We start from the raw sequence: 23,271 nt of genomic DNA, 5'->3' as shown, positions 1-23,271 counted from the left end.
ATCGCTATGCGGCTCCGCCGCGTGGGTGCGATCCGCCACGCATGCCCGCACACGCCCGACAGCCGGCCGCGGCGCTCCCCATGGAGCATGGGGGCCCGGGCTCACCCGCCGCTGTTCTCGCGGCGGGTGAGGTTGACGCCCGTCTGCGGGTTGAAGACGTGCATCCCCGACACGTCCACGTACAGCTCCGCCGCGCTTCCCTCCCGGATGCGGGTGCCGGTGGACAGCCGGGTGACGATCTGGTGGCCGGCGCCGGCTTCGCTCGCGCCCGAGTCCGCGGCCAGTTCGTCGAGTTCCGCGCTGGACGCCGGCTCCCAGCCCTCCTCGGTGAAGTGGGCGTACACATCGGAGCCCAGCGACTCCAGCACCTCCACCGTGGCGGTGAAGCGGAGCCCTTCCCTTCCGGGGCCGACCAGCGCGGCGTCCTCGAACACCTCGGGCCGCAGGCCCACGATGAGGTCGCGCGGCGCGTTCTGCCGCTCCAGGGTCCGGCGGACCTCGGGGGTGAGCGGGAGCGCGCCGATCGCCGTGCGCAGGGTGTTCTCCTCCAGGGCGGCGTGGAGGAAGTTCATGGCGGGCGAACCGATGAACCCGGCGACGAAGAGGTTGCGCGGCTCGTCGTAGAGGTGCTGTGGGGTGCCGACCTGCTGGACGACGCCGCCGCGCATCACGACGACCCGGTCGCCCAGCGTCATGGCCTCGGTCTGGTCGTGGGTCACATACACGGTGGTGGTGCCCAGCCGCTGCTGGAGGCGGGAGATCTGGGTGCGCATCTGCACCCGCAGCTTGGCGTCGAGGTTGGACAGCGGCTCGTCCATGAGGAACGCCTTGGGGCTGCGTACGATGGCGCGTCCCATGGCGACGCGCTGCCGCTGGCCGCCGGAGAGGTTGGCCGGCTTGCGGTCGAGGTGTTCGGTGAGGTCGAGGATGCGGGCGGCCTCCTCCACCTTCTCCTTGATCACGGCCTTGTCGGTCTTGGCGAGCCGCAGCGCGAAGCCCATGTTCTCCCGCACGCTCATATGCGGATAGAGCGCATAGCTCTGGAAGACCATGGCGATGTCGCGGTCCTTGGGCGCTTTGTCGTTGACGACCTGGTCGCCGATGCGGAGCGTGCCGGCGGTGATGTCCTCCAGGCCGGCGATCATATTCAGGGTGGTGGACTTGCCGCAGCCGGAGGGGCCGACCAGGATGACGAACTCGCCGTCCGCCACCGTGAGGTTGACGTCCCGCACGGCCAGCGCGCCGTCGGGGTACCTCTTGGTGATGCCCTCGAGAACGATCTCGGCCACGGTCGGTGCTCCTTGAAAGCGTGGGGCCAGTGCGCGGGTCAGCCTTTGACGGCGCCGGACGTCAGTCCGGCGACGATGCGCCGCTGGAACAGCAGAACGAAAATCACGATCGGCACGGTGATCACCACCGCGGCGGCGGCGATCGAGCCGGTGGGCTGCTGGAACTGGCTGCTTCCGGTGAAGAACGCGATCGCCGCCGGGACCGTGCGCGCGGCCTCCGTGGAGGTCAGGGAGATCGCGAAGAGGAAGTCGTTCCAGCAGAAGATGAAGACCAGGATCGCGGTGGTGAACACACCGGGCGCGGCCAGCGGCGCGATGACCAGGCGGAACGCCTGGGCGGGGGTGGCGCCGTCGACCTTGGCGGCCTTCTCCAGGTCCCAGGGGATCTCCCGGAAGAACGCCGACAGCGTGTAGATCGCCAGCGGCAGCGAGAAGGTCATATAGGGGATGATCAGCCCGGGCCAGGTGTCGAAGATCCCGAGGATCCGCTCGATGTCGAACAGCGGGGAGACCAGCGAGATCGGCGGGAACATCGCGATGAGCAGCGAGATGCCGATCAGCAGCCGTTTGCCGGGAAAGCTCAGCCGGGCCACGGCGTAGGCGGCCATGATGCCGAGCAGCACGGCGATGGCGGTGGCGATGAGCGCGATGCCGATGGAGTTGACCAGCGCCCGGGTGAACTCGGAGGTCGCGAAGATTCCGCGGTAGTTCTCCCAGGTCCACTTGGCAGGGATGAAGTTGCCGTCGGTCAGGGTGGAGGGGTCCTTGAAGGACAGCGCCGCGATCCACCAGACGGGGAACAGCGCGTAGGCGACGACCACGATATTGGCGGCGGTCCACCCGGCGATGCGCCGCCTCTGTGCACCGGGCATCAGCGTCCCCCTTGCTGCGATCCGGGGGCGGCCGCCCCGAAGAGTCTGACGAAGACGAAGGCGAGCACCGCGACGCACAGGAAGATCAGCACCGACACCGCCGAGCCGATGCCGAGGTTGAGCGCGGTGAACAGGTTGTCGTAGCCCAGGATCGACAGCGAGCCGGTGCCGTGCGCGCCCCCGGTGAGCACGAAGATGCTGTCGAACACGCGGAAGGCGTCCAGGGTGCGGAAGAGCAGCGCCACCAGGATCGCCGGTTTCATCAGCGGCAGGGTGACCTTGATGAAGCGCTGCCAGCCGCCGGCTCCGTCGACCATGGCGGCGCGCAGCGTCTCCTCGGGGACCAGGGCGAGGCCGGCGAGCAGCAGCAGCGCCATGAAGGGGGTGGTCTTCCAGACCTCGGCGAGGATGATCAGCCCGAGGGCCGGCCACTGCTCCGTCAGCGGGGCCTCGCCCTGCGGGAGGAGGGCGGCGAGATAGCCGGTGCCGGGCGTCCAGGCGTACTGCCAGGAGAAGGCGGCGACGACGGTGACGATGCCGTACGGGATGAGGATGGCGGTGCGCACGGCGCCGCGGCCGAAGAGGGTGCGGTGCATCACCATGGCGAGCGCCAGGCCGAGGACGAGTTCCACGGCGACGGACACGGCGGTGATGAACAGCGTCACCCAGAAGGCCTCCCACCAGAACGGGGAGGACAGGACCGCGACGTAGTTGCTCAGGCCCACGAACTCCGCCTGGTCGGGGAAGCGCAGATCGTGGCGCTGCAGGGAGAGGTAGACCGCATAGCCGATGGGGTAGGCGGTGACGGCGGCCATGACCAGGACGGCGGGCGCGCACAGCAGCCAGGCGAGGCGTCGCTCCTGGCGTGCTCCCTCGGAGAGCCTGCCCGCGGTGACGGCGGCCGTCTCGCCGGCCTGCCGGGCGTCGAGGGTCGGTGGGTTCATGGGATCAGCCCCTTCGACTCCAGGGCGTCCTCGATCTGGGCGGAGATCTCGTCGACGGTGGATCGCGGGTCGATGGCGGAGGGCGGGGAGAGCGCATGGGCGATGACGATGGACACGTTCTGGTACGCCGGGGTCTGCGGGCGGACGCTGGCGTTCTCCAGGGCCTGGAGGATGGCGTCGGCGAAGGGGTAGCTCTCGATGAATTCCTTGTCGTGGTAGAGCGCTTCCAGCGTGGGCGGAAGTCCGCCCCGGACGGCGGCGGTGATCTGGTTTTCCCGGTTCCGCAGGCACAGCGCCGCCTCGAAGGCCAGGTCGGGGTAGCGGGAGTAGGCGCCGATCGCCAGGTCGATGCCGCCGATGGTGGGTCTGGCGGGGCGGCCGGCGTCCACGCGCGGGTAGGGGGCCCAGCGGAAGTGCTGGAACAGCTCCGGGTTGTTGGCCTGCATCGAGGGATAGACGAAGGGATAGTTGAGTTCAAAGGCGGCTGTGCCGGCCTCCATCGCCAGCCGGTTCTGGTCCTCCATCTGATTGGGGAGGGAGGGGTCGGCGGCGGGCGAGAGGGCCAGCTCGCGCATGATGGCGGCGGCCTTCACGGCGGGCGGCCCGAGGGAGGGCGCGGTGGCGTCGGCGTTGAGGACGGACCCGCCGGCGCTGGCGACGAGGGTGTTGAACCAGACCGTGAGCCCCTCGTACTGGGCGCCTTGGATCTCCACATAGTGCGGTCTGCCCTCGGCGGCCAGCTCGCGGGCGATGTCCAGCATCCCGGACCAGGTGCGCGGGGGTTCGGGCACCAGGTCGCTGCGGTACCACAGCAGCTGGGTGTTGGTGTTGTACGGGACGGCGTACAGCCGGTCCTTCCAGGTGCCGGTCTGCAGGGGGACCGCGAGGGTGCCGTCCATGGCCCGGGCGCGGTGCTCGCCGGTCCACGGCAGGATCCATCCGGCCTCGGCGAACTCCGGGGCCCAGGTCACGTCCAGGCCCATGATGTCGATGGAGTCGTCCTCGGCGGCCAGCCGCCGTACGAGCTGCTGGCGCTGGCCGTCGGCGGTGCGCGGCAGCTTGTGGTAGCTGATGCGGTAGCGGCCCCCGGACGCGCGGGTGCAGTTGTCCGCCGCGCTCTGCAGCGCCCCGGAGTCGTCGGGGAAGTTGTACCAGTTCAGGGTCGGCGGGCCGGTTTCCTCGCCGCCGCAGGAGCTGAGCAGCGCGGCCAGCAGGGGCAGCACGGTGAGGATGCGCAGCCGCCGCCGTGCGGTGTGCGGCCGGGCGCGCCGTGGCCGGGAATGTTCGCCCGCCGTGGGCGCCGCACCGGCGTCACGTTCGCCGGCCGGCCGTTTCCCTCCCGTCGTGCGACCCACCCTTCACCTCCCCGCGCCGTGATTCTCCGGCCGGTCGTGGCCTCGCCGTACGGCCTTGCGGCGGGTCCGGCGCAGCGTCGACCGTAGACCCGGCGCACGCGCGGGCCGCCGTGACGGGGCTGCCGGGTCGCCGCGGTCACCCGGATGGCCGGAAGTATTCGGAGCTCTCGGGCCGGGAAGATCGGGCAAGCCCGTGGCCCGCGACCCCGGCCGGTGCTACAAATGACGATGTGATCAGCCGCTTCGACCGACTCCGGGGCGTGTCGGCCCGGTCACTTTTCGGCGCGCGCCCCCGGACTGTCGCCGGGCAGGTCTTCGTCCTCCAAGTGGCGGTCGTGGTCCTGCTGGTCGTGGGTGCGATCCTGGCGCTCTTTCTGCAGAGCCGCGCGGACGCCGACACGGAGGCGAAGAACCGGTCCGTGGCCGTCGCGGAGACCTTCGCGCACTCTCCCGGGCTGATCGAGACGCTGAATCTGCCCGACCCCTCCGAGGTCCTCCAGCCGCTCGCGGAGGAGGCCCGCCGGGCGGCGGGCGTCGACTTCATCGTGGTGATGAACACCGAGGGCATCCGCTACTCGCATCCGCTGCCGGAGCGGATCGGGCAGCGCTTCGTCGGCACCATCGAGCCGTCTCTCCAGGGCGAGGTGCTGGTCGAGAGCGTGGACGGGCCGCTGGGCCAGGAGGTCCAGGCCGTGGTGCCGGTGACGGCTCCGAACGGCACGGTCGTGGCGCTGGTGTCCGCCGGGCTGAAGGTCGAGAACGTGACCGGGGAGGTCTATGACCAGCTTCCGCTGATCCTCGGCGCCGGGGCCGCGGGTCTTGCGGTGGCGATGACCGGCACGGCGCTGGCGACCAGACGGCTCAGGCGGCAGACGCACGGTCTGGGTCCTGAGGAGATGACCCGGATGTACGAGCACCATGACGCGGTGCTCCACGCGGTGCGGGAAGGGGTGCTCATCGTCGGCGGCGACGGGCGGCTGCTGCTGGCGAACGACGAGGCCAGGCGGCTGCTGGAGCTGCGCCCTGACGCCGAGGGACGCCGGATCGCGGATCTGCCGGGGCTCGACCCCTCGATGGCGGAGCTGCTCGCCTCCGGGCGCGCGGTCTCCGATGAGGTGCGGCTGGCCGGGGACCGGCTGCTGGCGGTGAACCAGCGGACCACCGACGGCCCCGGCGGGCCGCTGGGCACGGTGGCGACCATCCGCGACTCCACGGAGCTTCAGGCGCTCGCCGGACGTGCGGAGGTCGCCCGCAAGCGCCTCAAACTGCTGTACGACGCCGGGGTCGGCATCGGCACCACGCTCGATGTCACCCGGACGGCGGAAGAGCTGGCGGAGGTCGCCGTCCCCGGCTTCGCGGACTTCGTCACCGTCGATCTCGCCGACCCCGTGCTGCGGGGCGAGGAGCCCGGCGTGGGGGCGGGCATGCGCCGCACCGCCGTGTGCGGCATCCGGGAGGACCATCCGCTGTACCCGCGCGGCAGGCTGATCGAGTTTGTGGCCTCCACTCCGCAGGCGCGCGGGCTGGGCAGCGGTCAGGCGGAGGTGGTCCCCGAGCTGTCCAAGGCGGCGGGCTGGCAGGCCCAGGACCCCGAGCGGGCCGAGGCGATCGTCGAGTACGGCATCCACTCGCTGATCACGGTGCCGCTCCAGGCGCGCGGGGTGGTGCTGGGAGTGGCCAACTTCTGGCGCTCGGAGAAGCCGGGGCCGTTCGAGGAGGAGGATCTGTCGCTGGCCGAGGAGCTGGTCGCCCGTGCCGCCGTCTCCGTCGACAACGCGCGCCGCTACACCCGTGAGCACGCCATGGCCGTGACCCTGCAGCGCAGCCTGCTGCCGCGGGCGCTGCCCGAGCGCAGCGCGGTCGAGGCGGCGCACCGGTATATGCCCGCGCAGTCCGGGGTGGGCGGCGACTGGTTCGATGTGATTCCGCTGCCCGGCAGCCGGGTGGGCCTGGTGGTGGGCGATGTGGTCGGGCACGGGCTGCACGCCGCGGCGACGATGGGGCGGCTGCGTACCGCCGTGCACAACTTCTCGACGCTGGATCTGCCGCCCGACGAGCTGCTCGGACGCCTTGACGACCTGGTCGGCCGCATCGACCAGGACGAGGCCGAGGCGACGGGCGACGAGGGCCGGGCGATGACCGGCGCGACCTGTCTGTATGCGGTCTACGACCCGGTGGCGGCGCGCTGCACCATGGCGCGGGCGGGGCATCCGCTGCCGGCGCTGGTGCATCCGGACGGCCGGGTCGAGTTCCCCGAGCTGCCGGCCGGGCCGCCGCTGGGCCTGGGCGGCATGCCGTTCGAGGCGGCGGAGCTCCAGGTGGCCGAGGGCAGCCAGCTGGTGTTCTATACGGACGGTCTGATCGAGGACCGCAGCCGCGACATCGACGTCGGCATCGAGCTGCTGCGGCAGGCGCTTTCCCATCCCGACCGGCCCCCGGAGGAGAGCTGCCGTGCGGTGCTGGCCGCCCTGCTGCCCGAGCGGCCCAAGGACGATGTGGCGCTGCTGATCGCCCGCACCCGGGTGCTGGGGCGGGACCGGGTCGCCCAGTGGGAGGTGCCGAGCGACCCCAGCGCCGTGTCCGGGATGCGCGCCACGGTCGGGGAGAGGCTGGAGGAGTGGGGGCTGGCCGAGCTGGCGTTCAGCATGGAGCTGATCCTCAGCGAGCTGCTCACCAACGCGATCCGCTACGGCGTGGCGCCGATCCGGGTCCGGCTGCTGCACGATCAGGGACTGACCTGCGAGGTCGCCGACGGGAGCAGCACCTCGCCGCATCTGCGGTATGCCGCGACGATGGACGAGGGCGGGCGCGGGCTGTTCCTGGTGGCGCAGATCGCCGAGCGGTGGGGCACCCGCTACACCTCGGCCGGAAAGATCATCTGGGCGGAGCTCTCCACTCCGTCGGTTTCCTGAAACCTTTCTGACGCCTTATCAGGTAACTGGAAGGTCTCCTTCAGGTTTCGGAATCAACTACAACTTTACCTGCCTTTGGTGTAGCTGTGACCGCTGGTGAGCGAGTCTCGCAGGGACCAGGCGGCGATCACTCAACCAGCCCGCGGGACGCTCAAGTCCCGGACTCGGGGCTGGAGTTCGCCGACCCCCCAAGCACAGTGCGAGAGGTACCGCATGACGATGAACCCCATGAGGCGCGGCGGCAGGATGCTCGCCCTCGCGGCGGCGGCATTCGGCGTGATAGCCGCCACGGCCTCCCCCGCGGCGGCCGACGACGGGCCGACCCGGGAGCTGCTGATGGCGGACTGCCGTTCCGGCCTGGGCAAGTGCACCTTCAACGACCCGAAGCTGGGCGAGGCGTACCTCGGCTCGTTCCGGCAGGTGTCCGACTCCCTCTACAACTGCAGCACTTCGCCCGCGACCCAGTCGATGACCTGGACCGACACGGTGGGCTCCACCGACTCGTTCGGGGTGTCGGTCACCGCCGGCGGCAATATCGCGGGGCTGGTGGACCTCAGTGTGACGGCGAGCTACAACCACACCTGGTCGAGCACGCACTCCGAGAGCAGCTCGCTGAGCATGACCGTCGCTCCGGGCGAGGTGGGCTGGATCTCCCGCGCGCAGGTGATGCAGAAGGTGTACGGCACCTGGCAGACCCACTACGACAGCCCCAAGTGGGATCACTACTACTGGTTCTTCGGGGATGCCATCACCGGCCCCGCGAAGAACGGCACGGACGGCAAGAACAACGCGGTGATCGTCAAGACCCGCAAGATGACCCCCGCGGAGAAGAGGTCGTGCTCCGCCGAGGGGCACAGCGGCAAGACGTTCGTCGAGCGCCGGTGACACCGCGCTGACGCACTGACGAGCGGCGCAGACGCGGGCCGCGGCCGGTCAAGGCCGCGGCCCGCGTTGCCGTCCGCCGCGGGGCGGGGCACGGCTCACCCGCCGGGGGTGAGGCCACAGGCCCGCGGCGGCGTCATGCTCGGGAACGTACCGCAGCGAGCCGCTGCACGGTTCGTCAGGAGGGAAGAGCCATGGCGACCACCACTCCACAACGCTCGGGCGGATCCGCCACGGTTGCCAGGGGCCTGGTGGCCTTCGCGGCCGTGATGCTGTTCATCGCCGGGCTGCTCGACCTCTTCCGGGGCATCATGGCCATCGCCGAGGACGAGGTGTTCATCACCACGCCGGACTATGTCTTCGAGTTCGATCTGACGGGTTGGGGCTGGATCCATCTGATCCTCGGCGCCCTCGCCATCCTGGTGAGCCTCGGGCTCTTCACGGGCTCCGTCGCGGCCCGCGCCGCGGGGGTCGGACTGGCCGGGCTGCTGATCATCGCCAACTTCCTGACCATCCCGTACTACCCGCTCTGGTCCATCGTGGTGATCGCGCTGTACGCGTTCATCATCTGGGCCCTGTGCACGGTCAAGCCCGAGGAAACCTGAGCGCGCGGGGCGATGCCGTCCCTCTTACGGCAGGAGGTCGCGATGACCGACTTTCCCCTCCTCAATGTGTTCCTGACGATGCTGTGGTTCTTCCTGTGGATCCTGTGGCTGATGCTGCTGTTCCGGGTCATCGCCGACATCTTCCGCGACGACAGCATGGGCGGCTGGGGCAAGACGGGCTGGACCGTCTTCGTATGCCTCCTTCCCTTCCTGGGCGTCTTCGTCTATCTGGTCGCCCGCGGCCGCGACATGGGCGAGCGCGAGCTGCGCCATGCCCGGCGCCAGCAGGAGGCGTTCCGCAGCTACGTCAGGGAGGCGGCTGCCGAGGCGCCGCCGGGCGGTGCGGGGACGAGCCACGCGGATGAGCTGGCGAAGCTGGCCGGGCTGCGTGACAAGGGCGACCTCACGGCCGAGGAGTACGAGCGGGCCAAGGCGAAGGTCCTCGCGGGCTGACTTCCGGGCATTGAGCCCGGGCGGCGGGAGCGTGCCGGCATGCTCCCGCCGTCCGGGTTTGAGGCCCGGGCATGCCTCACCCGTGACGTGCCTCGCCCCGCGGCATGCATCACCCCGCGCCATGCCTTGCCCCACGCCGTGTCCCGACCACGGCATGCCTCACTCGGGCAGCCGGCGGAGTTCCACGACCCGCAGTCCCAGCGCCTGGCAGCGGCTCAGCAGGCCGTACAGATGGGCGTCATCGGTCACCTGACCGAACAGCAGCGTCTGCGACGGCACGACGACGCTGGCCAGTTCGGGGAACGCCTCGTGGCGTACGACCTCCGACACGGCGCCGGCGATGCGGATCTCGTAGCGCATGTGCGCACGCTTCTCCCGTCCATGCGTCCCCCGCTGCGGCCATCGTCTCCCCCGCCCTCCCCCGCGGCATCACCCTGCCGAGGTGACCCGCGGCGACCCGTGCGCGCACGGCGGCGGCCGTCACAGCAGACGGAGTTCCCTGGCGCGCCGTACGGCCTCGCCCCTGCGGCGTGCGGAGAGTTTGCGGTGGACGCTCTTGAGGTGGGTCTTGACGGTGTTCACCGACAGATGGAGCTCGTCGGCGATCTCCTGAGTGGAGAGCATCTGCGCCGCCCGTTCCAGGACCTGCCGTTCCCGCTCGCTGAGCGGCTCCAGGACGGGGGCCGGGGCGTCGCCGTCCCGCTGGGGCGCGGGGAGCCCTCCGAGGAGCGGCGGCCCGAGCCACGCGTGCGCGCGTGCGAGGTCCGGCCGCCGCAGCAGCAGCCGCAGGGACGGCCCGGACTCACGGAACGGAAGCCGCAGCCGGTCGGGGCGGGCCGCCGCGAGCGCCTGGGCCAGGACGCTGGCCGCACCGGCGGGATCGCCGAGGCGGTCCAGCGTCTCCGCCCGGGCCAGCAGCACCCGCACACGGACGCCGGGGCCCGTGCCCCGGCCGCCGTCCTGAGGGAGCGCGTCGAGGAGCGCGAGCGCCGCCTCGGCGTCCTGGACGGCCAGGCGGGCACGTGCCGAAGCGGCGGCGCCCAGCGGTTCATCCGGCGACACTCCGCCCAGCGCCCCGACCGCGGCGTGCGGATCGTCCAGGGCCAGCAGCGCCGCGGAACGGACCACGGCGGCATGGTCGAAGACCCAGGGCGACGGATGGGCGGTCCCCAGCGGCCGGGCCCCGTCGAGGGCGGCGAGCGCCGCGAGGGGGTCGCCCTCGGCGAGCAGCAGCCGGGAGCGCCAGAGGGCCGCCGCCGAGGCCGCGACCGGGTCGTGGTGCGCGCCGGACGACTCCGCCGCGCGGTCCAGCTCGTCCCGGGCGGCGGCGGTGTCAGCGCGGTCGAGGGCGACGGCGGCCAGGGCGAGATGGGCGACTCCGCTACGGGCGCGGGGCGCGAGCCCGCCCTGTTCGGCCACGGCGAGCGCCCGTCGCGCATACGCCTGGGCCGGACCCGGCAGGCCGCGCAGCACATCGACGAGGGCGAGCCCGCTGAGCGCCGCATAGCGGGGGTGGACCGTCTCCGGACCGCCCCCGGCCGCAATGGCCACATCGGGCGCACCGGCCACATCGGGTGCTCCGGGCGCACCGGCTCCGTCCGCCGCGTCGATCGCCTCGCCCGCGTCGAGCAGCGCCTGCCGGGCGGCGTCGAGGCTGCCTTCCCACAGCAGGGCGGAGCCGAGGGCGACGAGCGGCAGGGCGAACAGCTCGGGGCGGCGGACCCGAAGGTCCTCGGGGAGTCGCAGCGCGGCCCGCTCCACCTCGTACACGGCGGTCCGCGCCGTCCCGGCCGATCCGGTCAGCCGTCCCGCCAGCGCCCACAGGAGCGCCCGGCTGAGCAGTGCCCGGGCCGGCGCCGCGGCCGCGGGCTGCTGTGCGGAAACGGCGCGCAGCTGCTCCAGACCGGCGGGCAGGTCATAGCGGGCCAGGGCGCATCCGGCGCGGACCAGGCCTGCGGCGGGCCCCGGGACGCCGGGCGGCATGGCGGAGAACAGACCGGTCAGCCGGTCGGCGTCGAGGCCGGTGAAGAGCCGGCCCACGGCGAGGTCGTCGATGAAGCGGGACGCGGCCCACTCCCAGTCGTCCGCGGCCGCCGCGTGGGGCAGCGCCTCGGCGGTCCGCCCCGCGTCGCCCAGCCAGCGCGCCGCACGGCGGTGCAGCTCGGTGTCCAGGCCAGGATGCCCGGCCCGCAGATGGACGCGGAGGATCTCCGCGAACAGCGCGTGATGCCGGTACCAGCCATGGCCGATCGGCTCGACCAGGGCGTTCGCCCGCGCCAGGCCGGCGAGTATCCCCTCGGCGTCCCGGCGTCCGGTAAGCGTGTCGGCCAGGGCGGGGCAGGTCCGGTCCAGGACGCTGGTGCGCAGCAACAGGTCCTGGACGGCCTCGGGCTGTGCTTCGAGCACCTCGGCGAGCAGATAGTCGGCGATCGTGCTGTGCCCCGCCTCGAAGCCGGCGAGGAAGCCCGCCGGGTCCGGTGACTCCCGTGCGGCCAGTGCGCTCAGCCGCAGCCCGGCGGCCCAGCCTTCGGTTCGTGCGGTGAGCGCGTCGGCGGTCTCGGCCGGCAGGGACAGGCCGTGGCCGCGCAGCAGCCGGGCCGTCTCGTCCGGGGTGAAGGCCAGGTCCGCCCCGCGGATCTCGGTGATCTCGCCCGCGGCCCGGTAGCGGTGGAGCGGCAGGAGCGGCTCGCTCCGGCTGGTGAGGACGAGCCGCAGCCCCGGTGCGGCATGCCGCAGCACCCGGTGCAGTCCGGCGGCCACCTCCGGGGAGGTGATGTGGTCGTACGCGTCGAGCACAAGCACGACCGGTTCGGCGCGCCCGCTCAGCCGCGCGGCGAGCCGGGCCAGCAGGGAGGGGTCCACTTCCCCGGCGCGTACGGGGCTTCCCACGGCGTCGGGGCGGGCGGGCCCGTGGTCGCGCAGCGCGGTGAGGACGCCGGCCCAGAACACGCCCGGCGCGTTGTCCCCGGGCTCCAGCGTCAGCCAGGCCGGCTGCGCGGGCGGGGCGGACGACGCCGCCCAGTGGGCGGCGAGCAGGGTCTTGCCCGCGCCCGCGGGGCCGGTGATCAGCACCAGCGGTCCGGCCGCTCCCGCGGTCAGCCGCCGGGTGAGGCGCTGCCTGCGGACGAAGGCCGACGGCAGGGCCGGGACGGCGAACCGGGCCGCGTACGCCGGGTCGCCGCCGGAGAGGAGGGCGGCCCGGGGCCCGCGGCCCGGCCCGCGACCGTGGTCAGCGGCGTCGGGCGGGCGGCCGGGACGCCCTGCTGGCGGGGACATCACAGTGCTCCTTATTCGATCTTTACTCGCGGGACCGCGGTCCGCAACAGGCCGCCCGCTCCCGGCGGAGATGTCCGCCCGTAGCCGGACCGTGATGCTCAAGTTCCGCTCAGATCTGCTGACGCCGGCTCGACGGCGTCCCTACTGTCCTCTTCACCAATGAAGCGAGCGGAACGAACAGCCCTATAGCGGGCATTTCGCCACGGTCGTCGCACCACCGTGCGATCGCACGTATGAAGGATGTCCCACCATGAAGTCCTGCAAGTCCGCGGCGACCGCCGCGATCGCCGCCATTGCCGTCACCCTGGCCGCGAGCGGGTGCGGCGGCGGCTCGGAGGGCGCGGACGCCAAGCCGTCCGGCAGCGGTATGTCGAAGCAGGACGGGCCGCGGCTGCCCACCTACAAGGTGGCCAAGGACGTGGAGATCGACTCGCCGGTGCTGAAGCGGGCCCAGGCGGCCGGCAAGCTGGTCGTCGGCGCCAAGAACGACCAGCCGTTCCTGGGCTACGAGGACGCCGACGGCAACCGCTCCGGCTTCGACATCGAGATCGCCAAGATGATCGCCGCCGATCTCGGCTTCTCCCCTGAAAAGATCGAGTTCAAGACGGTCGACTCGAACAACCGGGAGGCCGCGATCACGAACGGCGAGGTCGACCTCTATGTCGGCACCTACACGATCAACGACGAGCGCAAGAAGCGCGTCGGGTTCGCGGGCCCGTACTACATGGCCGGCGCCGATCTGCTGGTGCGCAAGGACGACCGGTCGATCAGCGGTCCGTACTCGCTGGTGGGCAAGACGGTCTGCTCGGTGAAGGGCTCCACCGCGCTCAAGGAGATCAAGAGCCCGGAGTACAACACCAAGACCGTGGAGACCGCGAAGTACACCGAGTGCGTAGAGCAGCTGCTGGACGGGAAGGTCGACGCCGTCACCACGGACGACGCCATCCTCATGGGGTATGCGGCCCAGCGCCCCGGCGAACTGCGGGTCGTCGGCACCCCGTTCACCGAGGAGCCGTACGGCGTCGGCATGGACAGGGACGACAAGGCACTGCGCGAGGCGGTCTCCGACGCCATCGAGGCGCATGACGAGAACGGCGACCGCAAGCAGGCGTTCGACGCCACGCTGGGCCGGTCCGGCTCCAACTACGGCGGCACGACCCTGGTCGAGCGCTACTGACGCCCGCCCCGAGCGCCGCCGACGCCTGCCCGGCCGGCCGGGCAGGCATACGGCCGGCCGGGCGGCGTCAGCCGGGCGCGGACACGACGACGGCATAGGACCCCGCGCCCAGCAGCCGTTCGCCGGGGATCTCCTCGTCGTCCGTGATGAGCCGCCGGATGCTGCCGTCGCTCTCGTCGAAGTCGACGTCGGCGACCGCGCCCTTGAGCTCCCCTGCCTCCGTCAGCACGGGTTTGCCGACCGGGTCGTGGACCTTGTCGATCGGGTCGCCTGCCGCGATGTCCTTCTCGGCGACGATCAGGTCGAGGTCGCGGACGGTCACGGCGTCCGCTCCGATCGACCGGATGTCGTCCCAGGGCAGCACATGGCCGCCGTGGCCGCGGGTCTTCAGCCGCAGGGCGGTCACCCGCGCGGGGGACGGGGCGACGGCGCACGCGGTCACGGAGCCGACGGTCTCCGCGGTGGTGACGCTGACCACGGCGAAGCCGAGGATGTGGCTGAACAGCATCACTTCTCCTGTTCCAGTCGGTCCCGCAGCCCCGCCTCGGCGGCGGCGAGACCGGCGAGGTCCCCGGCGCTGAACTCCGCCGTCGCGTCCGGCACGATCACCAGTTCCCCGGAGACCGCGACCGGCCGGACCACGGGCGCCAGCACCCGCTGCCGGTCCGCCGCCTCGATCTCGTATCCGACGACACGCGGGGTCGTGCCCGCGGCCAGGACGGCGTCGGTGACCGTCCCCAGCACGGTGCCGCTCTCCGTCATCATCCGCGCGCCCAGCACATTCGCCCCGCCCCGCTCCGTGCGCTGCTCCCGGGCCGCCTTGTCGTCGCCCTCAAGCGCGGACGCGTCGCGGACCATGACGGCGTCCGGGCCCAGGGCGTGGACCTTCTCCCACAGCAGGGCGCGTTTCAGCGGGCCCGCGAACAGTCCCCGGCCGCTGAGCGTGAAGCAGCGCACCTCGCCGCGCTCGGGGTCAAAGACGATGTCCTTGACCTGCCCGATATCCTCACCCTCCAGAGTGACCACCGGTTTCGCGGCCACCTCCCGGGCCAGCAGATGCTCCGTCATCGCACACGCCGCCCGCCGTCGCGCCGGGGCCTGCCCCGGGCGATCACACCGCCCCTGCGGCGGCGCGCCTGTACCCAGACGGCGACCACGGTGCACACCAGCAGCGCCGCCAGAACGACGACGACCCAGACCCACCAGTCCATACGCGCGCGCCTCCATGATGTGATGCGGGTGACGGCCTTGAGGTGCTGCTCCATCTCCCAGCATGATCCGGCCCCCGTCAGGTGTCGACCGCAGACGGCCGCCGGTCGGCCGGGCGACGGCCCCGCGGCTGTTCCGGTTCCGCCGCCGCCGCGGACGGCGGAAGCGCAAGCTCGACCGGCTCGGACGCGGTGACGGTGACCGGCTCGCCGTGGTGCAGCAGCCGCAGCGGGCCGCCCTCCGCCAGGGTGTAGCGGGCGGCAGAGCGACGGATGTCCACCCGCAGCCGGCGGCCCCGCACCAGGACGGTGAAGGCCAGCCGCGACAGCGGCTCGGGCAGCCGGGGGGCGAAGCCGAGCCGAGCCCCGGCCGCCGACGGGTCCTCGCCGCCGGCGCCGCGGGATCCGCTGGCGGCCTCGCTGGCCGCCTCGCCGTCGGGTTCGCCGTCGGGTTCGCCGTCGGCCGGGCCGTCGTGGTGGCGCAGGCCGCCGAGCCCCATGACCAGGGCGATCCAGGTGCCCGCGAGGGAGGCCATATGCAGCCCGTCGCGGGTGTTGTGCTCCAGATTCTCCAGATCCATCAGCGCCGCCTCGCCCAGATAGGCGTAGGCCAGCCGCAGATGCCCGGTCTCGGCGGCCAGCACGGCCTGGCAGCAGGCCGAGAGGGAGGAGTCCCGCACGGTCAGCGGCTCGTAGTAGGCGAAGTTGCGGGCCTTCTCCTCGGCCGTGAAGGCATCCGGGCAGGTCAGCATGGCGAGCACCAGATCGGCCTGTTTGACCACCTGCTTGCGGTACAGGTCAAAGTACGGAAAGTGCAGCAGCAGCGGATAGCGCTCGGGCGACGTGGCGTCAAAGTCCCAGTGCTGGAGCCGGGTGAAGCCCTCCGACTGCTCGTGCACGCCGAGCGCGGCGTTGTACGGCACGGCGATGCGGGCGGCGGCGTCCCGCCAGGCGGCGCTCTCCTCGTCGTCGACGCCGAGTTCCGCCGCCCGCTCCGGGTGGCGGACGGCCGCCTCCGCGGCGGCGATGAGGTTCCGCCGGGCCATCAGATTGGTGTACAGGTTGTCGCGGGTGACTGCGCTGTACTCGTCGGGTCCGGTGACGCCGTCGATGTGGAACACGCCTTCGGCGTCGTGGTGGCCGAGCGAGCGCCACAGCCGGGCGGTCTCGACAAGCAGCTCGACCCCGGGACCCCGTTCGAACTCCGTGTCTCCGGCAGCGGCCACATAGCGGATGACGGCGTCGGCGATGTCGGCGTTCACATGGAAGGCGGCCGTGCCCGCCGGCCAGTAGGCGGAGCACTCCGGGCCGGTGATGGTCCGCCAGGGGAAGGCCGCCCCGGCGAGTCCGAGCTGCCGGGCCCGCTCCCGTGCCGCGGGCAGGGTGGCGTGCCGCCAGCGCAGCACCGGGGCCACCGTCTGCGGCGCCGTGGCGGTGAGCACCGGCAGGACGAAGGACTCGACGTCCCAGAACGAGTGGCCGTCGTATCCGGTGCCGGTCAGGCCCTTGGCGGGGATCGCCCGCTCCTCGCCGCGGGCCGCCGCCTGCAGCACATGGAACAGCGCGAAGCGGACGGCCTGCTGGATCTGGGCGTCGCCGTCCACCTCGACGTCCGCGCAGGACCAGAAGCGGTCCAGATACTCCCGCTGTTCGGCGGCCAGCCCGTCCCAGCCCGTGCTGCGCGCCGCCGCGACGGCCCCGTCCACCTGGTCGTGGACGGCGGGCAGCGACCGCTGGGCGGACCATCCGTAGGCCACGAACTTCACCAGCCGCAGCCGCTGCCCGGGCCGCAGCGTCGCGGTGACGGTGAGTCTGCTGACGTCCGGCTCGCTCTGAGCCGACCAGGCCGTCCCCTCGGGGCCCTCGATCAGATGGTCGGCCGCCGCCCCCACGCGCTGGCCGCTGCGCTCGGTGCGGTGCACCAGCCGCAGCCGGGTGTCCTGGGCGAAGTCCTCCTCGGGCCGCAGCGGACGCCCGATCGCCGCCGCCACCCTCGGGTCTCCCCCGGCGTCCGGCAGCTGCTCGTTGGCGACCAGCTCGGACTGCACGGCCACCGTGGCCGGGCCGTCCAGCGGGGTCACCTCGTATACGACGGCGGCCACCGCCCGCTGGGTGAAGGACACCAGACGGCTGGAGCTGATGCGCACGGCCCGGCCGCCGGGGGTGGTCCACTCGGCGGTGCGGTGCAGCACTCCGGTGCGGAAGTCCAGCACCCGCTCGTGCGCCGTCAGCTCGCCGTAGCGCAGATCGCAGGGGTGGTCGTTGACGAGCAGCCGGATGACCTTTCCGTCCGTGACGTTGATCATCGTCTGTCCGGACTCCGGGTAGCCGTACCCCGCCTCGGCGTACGGCAGCGGGCGCGTCTCGTGGACTCCGTTGAGATAGGCGCCGGGCAGTCCGTGCGGCTCGCCCTCGTCGAGGTTGCCGCGCCATCCGATATGGCCGTTGGACAGGGCGAACACCGACTCGCTCTGGGCCAGCACAGCAAGGCTCAGCTCGGTCTCGCGCAGCCGCCACGGTTCGACCGCATAGCTGGGATGAGTGATCACCGGGCCTCCGTCAGCTCTGCTTCATCAGCTCTTCCGTCAGCTCTTCCATCAGCTCTGGTCCTTTGGCTCTGGTCCATCAGCCCTGGTCCATCAGCTCGGCGAGGTCGCGCACCACGACGTCCGCGCCGTGCGCCCGCAGCTCGTCCGCCTGTCCGGTCCGGTCCACGCCGACGACGAGCCCGAACCCTCCCGCGCGTCCGGCCGCCACACCGGCCAGCGCGTCCTCGAACACGGCGGCGGCGCGCGGCTCGCCGCCCAGGGCACGGGCCGCGGCCAGATAGGTGTCGGGGGCGGGCTTCCCGCGCAGCCGCCGCTCCCGCGCGACGATGCCGTCGATCCGCTCGTCGAAGAGGTCCTCGATGCCCGCCGCGGCCAGCACATCGCGGCAGTTGGCGCTGGACGACACCACGGCGCGGCGCAGCCCCGCGTCCCGCACGGCCCGCACATAGGCGACCGACCCGTCGTACGCCTCCACGCCCTCCTGCCGGATCTTGCGCAGGACCAGTGCGTTCTTCCGGCTGCCCAGGCCGTTCACCGTCTCGGCGCCGGGCGGGTCGTCGGGCGTTCCCTCGGGCAGTTCGATGCCGCGCGAGGCGAGGAAGGTGCGCACCCCGTCGGCGCGGGGGCGGCCGTCCACATACGCGTCGTAGTCATGGACGGCGTCGAAGGGTGTGAACACGGCGCCCTCCCGGTCGGCGCGCTCACGCAGATAGGCGTCGAACATCTCTTTCCAGGCGGCCGCATGCACTGCCGCGGTGCGGGTGAGGACGCCGTCGAGGTCGAACAGACAGATGCGCACATGGTCCGGAAGCCCCAGCATGCCGCCGAGGCTAGGAGGCAGGGAGAGCCGCCGCCACGGCCTTCCCCGCCCGCCGCGCCGCGGGCAACCCTGCCGGATGAGCCGCCGTGCCATCCGGACCAACGCGGTGCGCGTCGCCGCGCCGGGTCCGGCCGTGCCGCCGCGCGCCGCGGCGTCGGCCGTGCTCTCATGGGCGGCCTGCCGCCGGCGCACCGTGCTGTGCGGCGACCAGTTCCCGTGCGGTCTGGGCCACCCTTTCGGGGGTGAAGCCGAATTTGGTCAGCAGCTGCTTCAGCGGGGCTGACGCGCCGTAGGTGTGCATGCCGATGACGGCCCCCGCGTCGCCCACATACCGGTCCCAGCCGAAGGTGGACGCCTGCTCGACGCCCACCCGCGCGGTGACGCCGGGCGGCAGCACCTGGTCCCGGTACTCCTTGGGCTGGCGGTCGAACAGTTCCCAGCAGGGCATGCTGACGACCCTGGCGGCGATGCCGTCGGCGGCCAGCTCCTCGCGGGCCGTCAGGGCGAGAAAGACCTCGGAGCCGGTGGCCAGCAGGATGACGTCCGGCTGCCCGTCGGATGCGTCGGCCAGGACGTACGCGCCGCGCGCGAGACCGGAGGCGGGGGCGAGCCGCGAGCGGTCGAGGGTCGGCAGGGCCTGGCGGGTCAGGACCAGCGCTGCTGGCTCGCGGCGCAGGGCCATGACGGTCCGCCAGGTCTCGGTCACCTCGCCCGCGTCGCAGGGGCGGAAGACCAGGAGACCGGGCATGGCGCGCAGTCCGGCCAGCTGTTCGACGGGCTGGTGGGTGGGTCCGTCCTCGCCCACGCCGATGGAGTCGTGGGTGAAGATGTGGATGACGGGGATCTCCATCAGCGCGGACAGCCGGATGGCCGCCTTGGCGTAGTCGGAGAAGATCAGGAATCCGGACCAGTATGGGCGGAGCTTGGTCAGCGCCATGCCGTTGGCGACGGCCGCCGCGGCGTGCTCGCGCACGCCGAGGTGGAGGTTGCGCCCGGACGGCTCGTCGGGCTGGAAGTCGCCCGCGCCGCCGAATGTGAGGCGGGTCTTGGTCGACGGCGACAGGTCGGCCGAGCCGCCGAGCAGCCAGGGCACGTTCTGGGCCAGGGCGTCCAGCACCTGCCCGGAGGAGTCACGGCTGGCGATCCCCTTGGGGTCCGCGGGGAAGCCGGGCAGACCGCGGTCCCAGCCGTCGGGCAGCTCGCGGCGCTGGATGCGGTCCAGCTCGCCGGCCAGGCCGGGCCAGGCGGCGCGGTAGGCGTCGAACCGCTTCTCCCAGGCGTCGCGCAGCTCCGCGCCGCGTGCGCCGATGCCTCGGTCGAACCAGTCGCGCACCCCGTCGGGGATGTGGAACGTCTCATCGGGCGGCATGCCGAGGAAGCGTTTGGTCTCCCGTACGCCCGCCGGTCCGAACGGCGCGCCGTGGGCCTTCGGGGAGTCCTCCACGGGGGAGCCGTAGCCGATGTGGCTGTGCACCAGGATCAGGGTGGGGCGCTCGGTCTCCGCGCGGAAGGCGTGGAAGGCGCGCGCCGCGGCGTCGAGGTCGTTGGCGTCGGCGACGGTGGTGACGTTCCAGCCGTAGGCGAGGAAGCGGGCGGCGACGTCCTCGGTGAAGGTGATGTCGGTGTGGCCTTCGATGGTCACCCGGTTGGAGTCGTAGATCCAGCAGAGGTTGGACAGCCGGTGGTGCCCGGCGAGGGAAGCGGCCTCGGAGGAGACGCCCTCCATCATGCAGCCGTCCCCGGCGAGCGCGTAGACGTCGTAGTCGAAGAGCTCGAAGCCCTCCTTGTTGTACCGGGCGGCGAGCCAGCGGCCGGCCATGGCCATGCCGACGGAGGTGGCGACGCCCTGGCCGAGCGGGCCCGTGGTGGTCTCGACCCCGCTGGTCCAGCGGTATTCGGGGTGCCCGGGGCAGCGGGAGTCGAGCTGGCGGAAGCTCTTGAGGTCGTCGAGCGTCACCGAGGCGCGCCCGAGGATCTCGTAGTCGGGGTCGACGGCCCGTACGCCGGTCAGATGCAGCAGGGACCACAGCAGCGCGGAGGCATGGCCTTCGGAGAGCACGAAGCGGTCGCGGTTGGGCCAGATGGGGTCCTGGGGGTCGAAGCGGAGGAATCTCTGCCAGAGCGTGTACGCGACGGGCGCGATCCCCATCGGGGTGCCCGGATGTCCGGACTCGGCCTGTTGGATCGCGTCCATGCAGAGGCCGCGGATGGTGTTCACCGACAGAGTGTCCAGGTCGGTCATGGGCGCTTTCCGTTGCTCGGCGTGCACGGGCATGTTCCAGTACACGCCGCCTCCCCCTCGCCCGCACCCGCACGCCGGACCGGGGCCGCCCGCGGATGCCGCCCGACGGGATGTCATAGAGTTCCCAGTCTCCAGGCCATGACCTCCACGGGACCGGACCATGTCACCGAAGCAGCAGCGCGCCGAGGCCACCGTCGACCGTCTGCTGGCCGCCGCGCTCCAGGTGTACGCCGCGTCGGGCCAGCAGGGCTTCACGGTGAACGCGGTCACCAGGGCGAGCGGGGTCAGCCTGGGCAGTCTGTACCACCACTTCGGCAGCTTCGACGGCCTGGCCGCCGCCCTCTATCTGCGGTGCATGGTCCAGCTGTGCGACGCCATGAGCGAGGCCCTGCTGCGCGCGCGCTCCGCGCGGACCGGCATCCGCGCCCTGGTCGCGGCGTATCTGCGGTTCACACAGGAGCACCCGGACGTCTCGCTGTTCATCCATGCCTCCGCGTACTCCGGCCGTGCCGCGGCCCAGCCCCAGGAGGTCCGCGCCGCCGACGCGGCCCGGTTCGCCGTCGTCTCCGACTGGCTGCGGCCGAGGGTCGTGGCGGGAGAGGTCGCCGCCCTCCCCGAGCCGGTGATCGGGGTGCTGGTCCTCGGCCCCGTCATGGAGACCGCGCGACGCTGGCTGGCAGGCACGTTCGACGTCGATCTCGGCCAGGCCGCACGTATCCTGCCCGACCGGATCTGGCGGTCCGTGCAGCCGGACGGGAGCGGGGTCTGACAGGCCGCCCGCGCCGGCGGCGGGCTCTTCGCCCCACCGCGACGGCCGGTGCGCGCGCCCGCGCCGGCTGGCTGGAGCCTTCCGTTCCGCCACCGCCTGGCTGGGGTTTTTGAGCGCCAACAGACATCTGATGCCTGTGAGTTGGCTGATTCGCGCCGGTGACACCCCTCGGCGGATCGCCTATCTATGGCATACGTATACGAGATCCCGACGACCAGTCGACCGACAGGGAAGCGCGCCCGTGGGCGCCGGCATCGCGGGGGTGGCAGATCAGTGTTGGCCAAGCGGACCAGACCTATGGGGGACTTGACTTCTCGTGAGGAGTGCGGTGCTCTGCCGGGCTGCGCGCAGGGCTCCGGCGGCGAGGCGGGACGGCCGTACGAGCCGATGTATCTGCTCCTGGGGCCCCTGGAGGTCCGGCGGGCGGGCATGCCGTGCACCCCTACGGCCCGCAAGCGGCGCGCCCTGCTGGCGCTGCTGCTGCTCCATGCCAACCGGACGCTCCCGGTGGACGCCCTGATCGACGAGTTGTGGGACGGCCGTCCGCCCCGGTCGGCGGTGGCGACGCTGCAGATGTACGTCTCGGGGCTGCGCCGCACGCTGGACCCCGGGCACAGCCGCGAGGGCCGCGACGCACGGCGGCACCCGCTGCTGCGCACCTCCGGCGCCGGTTATCTGCTGCGCGTACGACCGGGTGAGCTGGATCTGGACCGGTTCCGGACCATGGCCGTCCACGGCCGGGAGCTGATGGCCGCGGGGGACTGCCCGGCGGCCGCAGAATCGTTTCGGCAGGCGCTTGCCCTATGGCGTGGAACGCCCCTGGGCGATCTGGGGCAGTCCGGTCTCCCCGCCCACTACGCGGTGCGGCTGGAGGAGGAGCGGCTGGCGCTGGTCCGCGACCGGATCGGTGCGGACATCTGCCGGGGCAGGGCGCATGAGGTGGTCGGCGAGCTTGAGGAGCTGTGCGCACGCCACCCGCTGCGCGAGGGCTTCCACGAACAGCTGATGCTGGCCCTCGCCGCGACCGGACGCCTCGCGGAGGCCCTGGACGCCTATGCGCGGGCCCGGCGCACGGTGGTGGACAACACCGGCATCGAGCCGGGCCCGGGGCTGCGGAGCACCCAACGGGCCCTGCTCAGCGGCGACCTCCCGGCCAACACCGGCCACGACCGGTGCGGCGGCCTCCGTGCGCTCCAGCCGACGGCGTTCCACCGCTGAGGGCCCGGTCCGCCGGGGCCGGGCCACAGGGGCCCGGACCCGCGGAGGCCGCTCCGGCCCGGTGCGAGCCCCCTCAAGGCCTCAGGGGCGGCGCGGAGCGGAGCGCGGCGAACACGCCGGCGGACCGGGCAGGCGGGGGCCGGGTCAGTCCGGCGGGCCCGGCACGGCGCGGCCCAGGCACCAGTCCAGGCGGCGGTGGAAGTACACCAGCGGCTCGCCCTCCCGCAGTGCGCAGTGCTCCGCCCCGCCCACCACGATCATATGGTCGCCGTGCGGGAACACCGCGTCCGTCCGGCACTTGACGTAGACGGGCACGTCCGCGAGGCGCGGCACCTCCCCGTCCCACTCCCACAGCACATCGGCGAACTTGTCCTCGGCGCTGCCCGCGAAGACCCGCGCCAGGGCGGCGTCGGTGCGGGCCAGCAGATGGACGCCGAAGGCGGCGCCCGGCGCGGTCCCCAGCTCGCGGCAGGTGCGTGAGCTGCGGGCGAGTGCCATGAGCACCGAAGGCGGGTCCACGCTGTAGGAACAGAGCGACGACACCAGCAGCCCGGACGGCCTGCCGTCGGCCCGCCGCAGGGAGACCACCGCCACGCCCGACACCAGACGGGACATCGCCTCGGCGAAGCGTTCCGCCGGAACGGTCCGCTCACGGCGGCGGTCCAGACCCGTCTCCCGCTGCCCCAGCCCCATGCCGCCC

The 23,271-nt window shown here is 72.4% G+C and carries 20 protein-coding genes; 7 read left to right on the top strand and 13 right to left on the bottom strand.

The genetic code is table 11. The annotated features are described in order from the left end of the window. Nucleotides 1-101: 101 nt before the first annotated feature. From OF819_RS11845 to OF819_RS11830, 4 genes are read right to left on the bottom strand one after another with little or no spacing between them, the layout of a single operon-like run. Nucleotides 102-1,289, bottom strand: a complete 1,188-nt coding sequence (locus tag OF819_RS11845) for an ABC transporter ATP-binding protein (protein ID WP_267243409.1) — start codon at nucleotides 1,287-1,289, stop codon at nucleotides 102-104. A 38-nt stretch (nucleotides 1,290-1,327) separates the two neighbouring features. Continuing rightward, nucleotides 1,328-2,161 carry a carbohydrate ABC transporter permease gene (locus tag OF819_RS11840; RefSeq protein WP_267243408.1) on the bottom strand — a complete coding sequence of 278 codons (834 nt, stop codon included), beginning with the start codon at nucleotides 2,159-2,161 and terminating at the stop codon, nucleotides 1,328-1,330. Then, the gene (locus OF819_RS11835; protein ID WP_267243407.1) at nucleotides 2,161-3,105 is read right to left on the bottom strand and encodes a carbohydrate ABC transporter permease; all 945 of its coding nucleotides are present in this window, start codon (nucleotides 3,103-3,105) and stop codon (nucleotides 2,161-2,163) included. The genes OF819_RS11840 and OF819_RS11835 overlap by 1 nt, the downstream gene beginning before the upstream one ends. Beyond that, entirely contained in the window at nucleotides 3,102-4,343 is a 1,242-nt protein-coding gene (locus OF819_RS11830) for an ABC transporter substrate-binding protein (protein WP_416370518.1), read from the bottom strand. The genes OF819_RS11835 and OF819_RS11830 overlap by 4 nt, the downstream gene beginning before the upstream one ends. A gap of 377 nt (nucleotides 4,344-4,720) precedes the next feature. Between OF819_RS11830 and OF819_RS11825 the strand changes: the two genes are divergently transcribed. The 4 genes from OF819_RS11825 to OF819_RS11810 all read left to right on the top strand — a co-directional run bounded on the left by OF819_RS11825 (nucleotide 4,721) and on the right by OF819_RS11810 (nucleotide 9,312). Then, nucleotides 4,721-7,372: a SpoIIE family protein phosphatase/ATP-binding protein gene (locus tag OF819_RS11825; RefSeq protein WP_267243485.1), complete on the top strand. Its 2,652-nt coding sequence runs from the start codon at nucleotides 4,721-4,723 to the stop codon at nucleotides 7,370-7,372. Nucleotides 7,373-7,591: 219 nt separating this feature from the next. Then, nucleotides 7,592-8,257: a hypothetical protein gene (locus OF819_RS11820; RefSeq protein ID WP_267243405.1), complete on the top strand. Its 666-nt coding sequence runs from the start codon at nucleotides 7,592-7,594 to the stop codon at nucleotides 8,255-8,257. A 191-nt stretch (nucleotides 8,258-8,448) separates the two neighbouring features. Next, complete coding sequence (locus OF819_RS11815; protein ID WP_267243404.1) at nucleotides 8,449-8,859, top strand: hypothetical protein; 411 nt, start codon at nucleotides 8,449-8,451, stop codon at nucleotides 8,857-8,859. A 42-nt stretch (nucleotides 8,860-8,901) separates the two neighbouring features. Further along, on the top strand, nucleotides 8,902-9,312 hold the full coding sequence (locus OF819_RS11810) for an SHOCT domain-containing protein (RefSeq protein WP_267243403.1): 411 nt from the start codon (nucleotides 8,902-8,904) through the stop codon (nucleotides 9,310-9,312). A gap of 159 nt (nucleotides 9,313-9,471) precedes the next feature. Here OF819_RS11810 and OF819_RS11805 read toward each other — a convergent pair whose 3' ends face one another. Next, entirely contained in the window at nucleotides 9,472-9,672 is a 201-nt protein-coding gene (locus OF819_RS11805; RefSeq protein WP_267243402.1) for a hypothetical protein, read from the bottom strand. 120 nt (nucleotides 9,673-9,792) lie between these two features. Further along, on the bottom strand, nucleotides 9,793-12,588 hold the full coding sequence (locus OF819_RS11800; RefSeq protein ID WP_267243401.1) for a LuxR C-terminal-related transcriptional regulator: 2,796 nt from the start codon (nucleotides 12,586-12,588) through the stop codon (nucleotides 9,793-9,795). 250 nt (nucleotides 12,589-12,838) lie between these two features. Between OF819_RS11800 and OF819_RS11795 the strand changes: the two genes are divergently transcribed. After that, nucleotides 12,839-13,765: a glutamate ABC transporter substrate-binding protein gene (locus tag OF819_RS11795; RefSeq protein ID WP_267243400.1), complete on the top strand. Its 927-nt coding sequence runs from the start codon at nucleotides 12,839-12,841 to the stop codon at nucleotides 13,763-13,765. A gap of 67 nt (nucleotides 13,766-13,832) precedes the next feature. Here the strand turns inward: OF819_RS11795 and OF819_RS11790 are convergent, their stop codons facing one another. The 6 genes from OF819_RS11790 to tkt form a co-directional block, all read right to left on the bottom strand. Beyond that, a complete protein-coding gene (locus tag OF819_RS11790) occupies nucleotides 13,833-14,273 on the bottom strand; it encodes a PRC-barrel domain-containing protein (protein ID WP_267243399.1) in 441 nt (146 codons plus the stop codon). Next, entirely contained in the window at nucleotides 14,273-14,833 is a 561-nt protein-coding gene (locus OF819_RS11785) for a PRC-barrel domain-containing protein (protein WP_267243398.1), read from the bottom strand. The genes OF819_RS11790 and OF819_RS11785 overlap by 1 nt, the downstream gene beginning before the upstream one ends. Beyond that, nucleotides 14,830-15,030, bottom strand: coding sequence for a hypothetical protein (locus tag OF819_RS11780; RefSeq protein ID WP_267243397.1), 201 nt, complete (start codon nucleotides 15,028-15,030; stop codon nucleotides 14,830-14,832). Before OF819_RS11780 ends, OF819_RS11785 begins: the two co-directional genes overlap by 4 nt. A gap of 23 nt (nucleotides 15,031-15,053) precedes the next feature. Beyond that, nucleotides 15,054-17,522, bottom strand: coding sequence for a glycoside hydrolase family 65 protein (locus tag OF819_RS11775; RefSeq protein WP_267243396.1), 2,469 nt, complete (start codon nucleotides 17,520-17,522; stop codon nucleotides 15,054-15,056). A gap of 76 nt (nucleotides 17,523-17,598) precedes the next feature. Next, nucleotides 17,599-18,342, bottom strand: a complete 744-nt coding sequence (locus OF819_RS11770) for an HAD family hydrolase (RefSeq protein WP_267243395.1) — start codon at nucleotides 18,340-18,342, stop codon at nucleotides 17,599-17,601. A 166-nt stretch (nucleotides 18,343-18,508) separates the two neighbouring features. After that, nucleotides 18,509-20,584 (bottom strand): transketolase, encoded by a 2,076-nt coding sequence (tkt, locus tag OF819_RS11765; RefSeq protein WP_267243394.1) that lies wholly within the window; start codon nucleotides 20,582-20,584, stop codon nucleotides 18,509-18,511. Nucleotides 20,585-20,744: 160 nt separating this feature from the next. On the opposite strand from tkt, the gene OF819_RS11760 reads away from it, so the two are divergent. Together OF819_RS11760 and OF819_RS11755 are read left to right on the top strand one after the other, a co-directional pair. Continuing rightward, on the top strand, nucleotides 20,745-21,353 hold the full coding sequence (locus tag OF819_RS11760; RefSeq protein ID WP_267243393.1) for a TetR/AcrR family transcriptional regulator: 609 nt from the start codon (nucleotides 20,745-20,747) through the stop codon (nucleotides 21,351-21,353). Between the two features lie 306 nt (nucleotides 21,354-21,659). Beyond that, nucleotides 21,660-22,571 carry an AfsR/SARP family transcriptional regulator gene (locus OF819_RS11755; RefSeq protein ID WP_267243392.1) on the top strand — a complete coding sequence of 304 codons (912 nt, stop codon included), beginning with the start codon at nucleotides 21,660-21,662 and terminating at the stop codon, nucleotides 22,569-22,571. Between the two features lie 144 nt (nucleotides 22,572-22,715). On the opposite strand, the gene OF819_RS11750 is transcribed toward OF819_RS11755, so the two are convergent. Continuing rightward, complete coding sequence (locus tag OF819_RS11750) at nucleotides 22,716-23,264, bottom strand: flavin reductase family protein (RefSeq protein ID WP_267243391.1); 549 nt, start codon at nucleotides 23,262-23,264, stop codon at nucleotides 22,716-22,718. Nucleotides 23,265-23,271 lie beyond the last annotated feature (7 nt).

The organism is Streptomyces sp. PR69, assembly GCF_026420845.1.
Taxonomy (GTDB): domain Bacteria; phylum Actinomycetota; class Actinomycetes; order Streptomycetales; family Streptomycetaceae; genus Streptomyces.
Note: the sequence above shows the minus strand (reverse complement) of the source record. Positions and strands in the feature narration are given on the sequence as shown.

Excerpts from the sequence above, each read along its gene's own strand:
- OF819_RS11840 (WP_267243408.1), bottom strand. The coding sequence starts at position 2,161 with ATGCCCGGTGCACAGAGGCGGCGCATCGCCGGGTGGACCGCCGCCAAT.
- OF819_RS11835 (WP_267243407.1), bottom strand. The coding sequence starts at position 3,105 with ATGAACCCACCGACCCTCGACGCCCGGCAGGCCGGCGAGACGGCCGCC.
- OF819_RS11820 (WP_267243405.1), top strand. The coding sequence starts at position 7,592 with ATGAACCCCATGAGGCGCGGCGGCAGGATGCTCGCCCTCGCGGCGGCG.
- OF819_RS11815 (WP_267243404.1), top strand. The coding sequence starts at position 8,449 with ATGGCGACCACCACTCCACAACGCTCGGGCGGATCCGCCACGGTTGCC.
- OF819_RS11810 (WP_267243403.1), top strand. The coding sequence starts at position 8,902 with ATGACCGACTTTCCCCTCCTCAATGTGTTCCTGACGATGCTGTGGTTC.
- OF819_RS11805 (WP_267243402.1), bottom strand. The coding sequence starts at position 9,672 with ATGCGCTACGAGATCCGCATCGCCGGCGCCGTGTCGGAGGTCGTACGC.
- OF819_RS11800 (WP_267243401.1), bottom strand. The coding sequence starts at position 12,588 with ATGTCCCCGCCAGCAGGGCGTCCCGGCCGCCCGCCCGACGCCGCTGAC.
- OF819_RS11795 (WP_267243400.1), top strand. The coding sequence starts at position 12,839 with ATGAAGTCCTGCAAGTCCGCGGCGACCGCCGCGATCGCCGCCATTGCC.
- OF819_RS11790 (WP_267243399.1), bottom strand. The coding sequence starts at position 14,273 with ATGCTGTTCAGCCACATCCTCGGCTTCGCCGTGGTCAGCGTCACCACC.
- OF819_RS11785 (WP_267243398.1), bottom strand. The coding sequence starts at position 14,833 with ATGACGGAGCATCTGCTGGCCCGGGAGGTGGCCGCGAAACCGGTGGTC.
- OF819_RS11780 (WP_267243397.1), bottom strand. The coding sequence starts at position 15,030 with ATGGAGCAGCACCTCAAGGCCGTCACCCGCATCACATCATGGAGGCGC.
- OF819_RS11770 (WP_267243395.1), bottom strand. The coding sequence starts at position 18,342 with ATGCTGGGGCTTCCGGACCATGTGCGCATCTGTCTGTTCGACCTCGAC.
- tkt (WP_267243394.1), bottom strand. The coding sequence starts at position 20,584 with ATGACCGACCTGGACACTCTGTCGGTGAACACCATCCGCGGCCTCTGC.
- OF819_RS11760 (WP_267243393.1), top strand. The coding sequence starts at position 20,745 with ATGTCACCGAAGCAGCAGCGCGCCGAGGCCACCGTCGACCGTCTGCTG.
- OF819_RS11750 (WP_267243391.1), bottom strand. The coding sequence starts at position 23,264 with ATGGGGCTGGGGCAGCGGGAGACGGGTCTGGACCGCCGCCGTGAGCGG.